General features: G+C 42.5%; 2 protein-coding genes and 1 pseudogene. 2 read left to right on the forward strand and 1 reads right to left on the reverse strand.

Annotated features, from left to right (window positions below; genetic code table 11):
- Window positions 1-1,212 precede the first annotated feature (1,212 nt).
- Window positions 1,213-2,916 (reverse strand): GTPase HflX, encoded by a 1,704-nt coding sequence (gene hflX / locus IM507_RS15345; RefSeq protein ID WP_002731943.1) that lies wholly within the window; start codon window positions 2,914-2,916, stop codon window positions 1,213-1,215.
- 333 nt (window positions 2,917-3,249) lie between these two features.
- On the opposite strand from hflX, the gene IM507_RS15350 reads away from it, so the two are divergent.
- A complete protein-coding gene (locus IM507_RS15350) occupies window positions 3,250-3,474 on the forward strand; it encodes a PH domain-containing protein (protein ID WP_002732487.1) in 225 nt (74 codons plus the stop codon).
- A gap of 351 nt (window positions 3,475-3,825) precedes the next feature.
- Window positions 3,826-3,907 (forward strand): annotated as a pseudogene (locus IM507_RS23565) (Uma2 family endonuclease); the annotation flags it as partial.

Raw genomic sequence — 3,907 nt, forward strand, 5'->3', positions numbered from 1 at the left:
ATTTTGCTAATAAACATAGCAAAATTATAGATGATTTCCTGACCTAAGATCACATTTTATTCTTTTTTCCACTTCAATCTAAGAATTGAGAAAAAAGCAAAACCTTACATTATACCATAAAAAAATTATGCAAGAGGTCTAAAGGAAATAAGTGAAGAGTTAAGGTCATCAGCGTGTAGATTGTTAATCGAAATTCTAGCCATTGAAATTGTCCTCTTAATCAAAGAAAAAGTAGTTAACTTGAGATTGAGTTTACCTTACTCACCTATTTTTATATAATGCTTTTTAAAGCAGATGGCAACCCTCTTGAAGGATTATTTTTGAACATAAATAAGGAAATAAAGCAGAGCCTTAGATATGGCGTTCTGAGGCAGAGCATTGGAGCAAGAGTTATTAATCTCTCCCTGAACAGTTACCTAAAAATATCTGTAATTGGTGATTGCTTTTCCTAGAAAAGCAATCACTTTTTACTTAAATTTCAACTTTAGTTACCTTCGTAATCTTACCGTTCTTGTCGTACTCCGTTATTGTGATTGTTATTCCGCCCATGATATTTCGGTAATCGTATTCTGTAATATCTTGAACTTTATCTTATTCTGAATTGACAAGAACCAAATCAGTAATTTGAAGTTGGGACATTGGAATTATACTCCTAATTAAGAAAAAAGTAGTTGGCTTGAGATTGGGTTTACCTCACTCATCTGTTCCTAGATTAATCGCTCTCCCAGCAGATGACAACCCCCTGGAAGGATGATTTTTGAACATAATTCTAGTATTTTATGTTCAATTTTCAAGGACAGTCCCCAACGAGAAAATAAGGGTTTCCTGTTATTTCGCCAGCAACTTTGAGATGAAAACTGAGTTTTGCCCCCTAAATCCTGAACATAAATCAACTATTTATGTGTTTCCATTCAATTAATTTCTAAGCGCGAGACCACGGTGCGCCCCTATCATTGGCGCGATAATATGATCGTAGGGGCGAATTGCATTCGCCCTCTTCAAAAACCTGGCATTTTTATTGGCGATCGCAAAGCTCTTATTCATCGGACCGCGTCCTGTAGGGGCGAAGCATTCGGGCATAAGGGACTTGCGCTTTGATAACGTACCTTTTGGGCGAACGCAGTTCGCCCCTAGATTGTGGACAAAATCCGTTACTGTAGGGGCGCAAAGAACCTGCGCCCTCCGAGCGCTCAGGTTTGCTGATCACCCTAATTAAGCGATTAAATCGATTAACTTTTGTTTTAAAGTTTCCAATCCGAGGCGACGAATAGCCGAGATAAAAACAGCTTGGGGATATTTTTCCTTAGCTATTTCCAAATCGTCGCTTTTTACCTGATCCAACTTATTAAACACCATTAACATCGGACCGGTTTGAATCGGCATCTCCGAGAGGATTTTTAACACCGAGGCAATCTGACTTTCCCAAGCTGGATGGGAGAGATCCACCAGATGGAGTAATGCCTCTGCTTCCGTTACTTCCTCTAAAGTTGCCCGAAAAGCATCCACCAGCGAGGGGGGTAATTCGTGGATAAAACCCACCGTATCGGTTAGTAACAGGGTGTGAGAGACCTGGGTGAGGGGATCGGTAATAGTTAAGCGTCGGGTGGTGGGATCGAGGGTAGCAAACAGTTGATCGGCGGTATAAACTTCGGCAGCGGTGAGAGCATTAATTAAAGTAGATTTTCCCGCATTGGTGTAACCGATGATCGCCACACTGGCTACATCTTGTTTTTGCCGTTGTTTGCGTAAACGGGAACGATGAGCTTGCAGTTGATCCACCTCATCCTGGAGACGGGATAAACGACGTTGAATAGTTCGGCGTTCTGTTTCTAATTTTGTCTCCCCTGGTCCGCGAGTGCCAATTCCTCCCCCTAATCTCGACATGGCTAATCCGCGCCCGGTGAGACGCGGTAAAGTGTATTCTAATTGGGCTAATTCTACCTGTAGTTTACCCGCTTGCGATTGGGCCCGTTGGGCGAAAATGTCTAGGATCACCTCGGTGCGATCGACCACTCTCACCCCGATTTGGTTCTCTAGATTGCGAATTTGGGCGGGAGAAAGGTCGCGATTGAATACAACTAAATTAGCCCCCGAAGTTTGCACCTGTAGGGCGATTTCTGCCACTTTTCCCGAACCGATCACAGTTTGAGGATGGGGATGATCCCGTTTTTGTCGGGTGACTTGCAAAACTTTACCCCCGGCGGTATCAACTAAACGTTCTAATTCGCTTAAACCGTCCTCAAACTGGCGATCGCTCATATTGTCGGTCATTAAACCAACCAATAGCACCCGATCTTCGGCTGTATCAACGGTTATAGCGGTAAATTCTCGCTGAAACTCCGCCTCTAGTCCTTCCACTAACTCTAAAAAGTCCTGTTTGCTTAAATCCTCTAGATTTAAGGGCGGGGAGACAGACCAGTATATATTACTATTGACATTTGTTTGACTTTGTGGTATGAGATGCGCCAGATAGACTTGCTCCACATAACCGGTCGCCCCACCACCGCGACGGATCATGCCTGTGCCAGTTAGGGTTAAGATCACCAGTGCGTCTAATCTTTGCAAAGCCATGGCGGTTAGACTGGATTCTTTTGGCGGTTCTTGCTTGAGTTCCGTGGCGATGCAACGAATTCCGCAAAGACGTTCGGAACCGTAGCGGGGTAGTTCCAAGAGAGAAAATTGCGTTTGTCGGGGGGTTCCCACTCCCACTCGAATTACCTGGCCGCGACGGTTGATATAGGTGCAGAGGGGTTGATGGATATCGGTACTGATGGCCGCCAGTCTTTGGGCGAATTCTGGGGTGGTGAGGGTATCAATAGGCAAGCGTTCATGGTACAGCCTTTGTAGCTGTTTCATCTGACTAGCTTTTAGTCCCTGGGTATTGCCGAAGATGGTATCGATAGGCTTTCCTCGCAATTAGGATTTTATCTATATATTGTAGCGATTTTGACACTCGCTGCTCTTTCCTTTTTTGGCACGTCGCCAATGAGAACAGACAAGTCTGGGCATTTTCAGGAACAGGGAATAGACAGTGCTTCCTTCTCCAGCAAACCCAGGATATGAATCTTTATTAGCGAAAAATATGGCAAAATTTTCCACCGTCGTCAAGGATTTTTACATTTCATATTTTGCAATTTTTATAGCCAAACTCAAGTATTTACTCAATAGTAACCTTTCCTTATATTAATAAAGCAAGAATAACAAAAAGGGAGAAAATAAAAAATACAAGCATTAAAGAAACTCCCTTAGATGAATAATAACATTCTGGAACTTCAAAAATTTAGAACAGAGACCTATAACTTGATTGGACGTGCCAAAGATGCAACTTTTGAGTTAATGGACGCAGTTTTAACCACAAAAACAGCATACTGTTGGGCAGATTTTTCTCTTTCTCCTCTTAAAAAATGTGGTTCTGCCTCAACCGTAATAGATATTCCCCTAGAGGTATATCTATTAACCATTGATTTTACTTAATCTTACCATTGACTTTAATAAATCTTAAAAATACTCTAAGTTACTTATAAAAATAAAGGTACGTTAGCGACAGCGTAACACGCCCTACTTATACAACTTTTGCCAGAGGTCTAAGGCAAAGTCGTCCTAATACTAAATCTGGTTATTAAAGACTGATTATTTATTCCCCTTTTTGCCGTTCGGCTCAGCTCACGGCCGAAGCCTTTTGCCTGAGCAGAAAACGGGTTTCTCGGAGAAACCCGTTTTCTGTGCGTTACTCAACGGATTTAGTATAAAAGGAGAGGGTTTCAAACCGAGGATTTGCGATGATACAATAAAGCTAGGCCAAAATGCGATCGCAAGAGATAAAGCATGGTTCAAGCACCCATCGAACCCCAACTTTTCTATCCTGACTCCGACGGTAAACCTATGGCCGACAACACAGTTCAATATC

This window comes from Microcystis sp. M20BS1, from assembly GCF_020245305.1.
In the GTDB taxonomy this organism is placed as follows: domain Bacteria; phylum Cyanobacteriota; class Cyanobacteriia; order Cyanobacteriales; family Microcystaceae; genus Microcystis; species Microcystis ichthyoblabe_A.

What these genes read in the sequence shown, in the direction of transcription:
- IM507_RS15350 (WP_002732487.1), top strand. Translation starts at nt 3,250, where the DNA reads ATGAATAATAACATTCTGGAACTTCAAAAATTTAGAACAGAGACCTAT.